The 2,232-nt window shown below is 39.8% G+C and carries 1 rRNA gene; it reads right to left on the bottom strand.

The features are described 5' to 3' along the window. Positions 1 to 1,487: 1,487 nt before the first annotated feature. Positions 1,488 to 1,604: ribosomal RNA gene (rrf, locus tag DWB64_RS19035) — 5S ribosomal RNA — on the bottom strand. Between the last annotated feature and the right edge of the window lie 628 nt (positions 1,605 to 2,232).

Here is a 2,232-nt window from a genome sequence, read left to right as displayed (position 1 = left end):
AACTCTTAATTAAAATAGTTTGTTTAACGTCTAGCGTTAATTATTTGTGATTTTTTTTGGTGCTTTTCTTGCACTCTAATTATCCATTGTCGCTTTCCAACTCGCCTATCGTTTATACGGGGCGGCTTATTGGAAGCGGGTACATTGTTCAGTTGTCATGGTTCATTCACTGCGAATGTTTCTTATTCGCAATTAAATTATCTTGCCGCCATCAACACTTTGTTTCGGCGACTAGTACATAGTATCATTTAAACCCCCATGCCGTCAACTCTTTTTATCATCTTTTTTGACCTTTTATGCATGTTTTTTATTCCTTCCTTATATAGAGTATAAAAAAACATCTAGATATATGTGTTTTTATAGTTTTTTCAACGCATGCCCCAATATGTTGATTTTTCTGACTTTTTGTCCCCACCTGTTGTTTTTTCACCCACTTTGCAAACGCGTGGTAGCGTGGGCGTTGTTCTTTCGCTGTATGCATAACTATGCACACGTTGTATTATTATGCATGTAATATTCCCTTATTAACTGATCAAAAGATATGGGTTCATTTACCCGAAATTTCTATCCTATCTTACAACAATCGTTTGATTATCTGGCAGTTAGAGCTTCATTTCAAGTTTGATAACCCAAAGGAATCAAGAGACAAGTCTTCGACCCAACATGTATATTGGAGTAATAATCGAAAAAAGTACTCGTGTAAGTGCAGTACCCTCTTCTGAAGTAACTCAAGTAAAGCATAATCAAGAACCAGTTGAGTTTATCCATAACAAACTCACACGAAAGAATTTAATAGAACTTATTTTGAACAAGTATTCAAAACTTTCCTCTATCTATCACAAAAACAAAAACAGCCCCATTGCAAACCAGTGTGCTTTCTTAAATAAGCAACGTCTTATCCTTGCGAGTGTAGTTGACTCGCAACCAGCGAAAGTGAGCTCTTACTACGAACGTACTTTGTTCGTAGAGCCAGTAAGTGAACGTTTACTACGAATGTCTTTTTTCGTAGCTGCGTAAGTGAATTCTTTCTATTCACGGGCAGGGTTCACGGAGCCCGACCCCAGATGAGGTCTCTTAAGAGTATCACCGAGTTCTGTAGAATGTGGAACGCAGAATGTAGAAACACTTGAAGCTACGCTTCGCGAGAGCACCCCACGCGCGGAACGCGCAAGGGCTTCCACATTCCACATACTACATTCCACAAACCTCTCCAACCTCTTCTACCAAAAACGAAAAAAACACACTAGATCAACTAATGTCTTCTTTAAATAAGCAACGTCTTATCCTTGCGAGTGTAGTTGACTCGCAACCAGCGAAAGTGAGCGCATACTACGAATTCCTTTTATTCGTAGCTGCGTAAGTGAATTCTTTCTATTCACGGGCAGGGCTCACGGGCTGGCCACTGGGAACAAAGAGACGTTGCAGTTCGATATAACTTTCTGTACATACAAAAAAACACACAAGTTATAAACCAGTGTGTTTTCTTAAATAAGCAACGTCTTATCTTCCCAGCCAGCTGCCCAGCAAGTATTTTCAGCGCTGAAGGACTTAACTTCTGTGTTCGAGATGGAAACAGGTGTATCCCCTTCGCTATCGCTACCTAATTTGTGAAGTAAGCTAATTATCCACTCATGTATAGATAACAAACTACTACTCAATAATTGTAACAACTATAAAGAGTAAAAGCAATAGATATATCATATCTAACAAATTCGTTAGATACCACGAGCAATCACGAACGTACTTTGTTCACGGGCAGGTCTCTATCTTCTCTTTTGTAAAAACGAAAAGACACACTAGATAAAATCCAGTGTGTCTTTCTAAATAGGCAACGTTCTATCCTTGCGAGTGTTTTTTACTCGCAACCGGTGGAAGTGAACGTACTTTGTTCACGGACCGGCCACTGGGAACAAAAGATCGTTGCTGTCCAATTACCACGAACGAATTTTGCTCGTGGGGGCTGAAAGTCAATCGTATTTCATTGACGGAGCCCGACCCCATATAAGGTCTCTCCAACCTCTTTTATCAAAAACGAAAAGACACACCAGTTAAACTGATGTGTCTTTTTCAAATAGGCAACGTTCTATCCTTGCGAGTGTTTTTTACTCGCAACCGGTGGAAGTGAACGTACTTTGTTCACGGACCGGCCACTGGGAACAAAAGATCGTTGCTGTCCAATAAATCATTCTGTACATACGAAAAAACACACCAGTTATAAACTGACGTGTCTTT

Source organism: Fusibacter sp. A1 (genome assembly GCF_004125825.1).
Lineage (GTDB): Bacteria > Bacillota > Clostridia > Peptostreptococcales > Acidaminobacteraceae > QQWI01.
The sequence above is the reverse complement of the archived record's forward strand: the minus strand, read 5'-3'. Positions and strand labels throughout refer to the sequence as shown.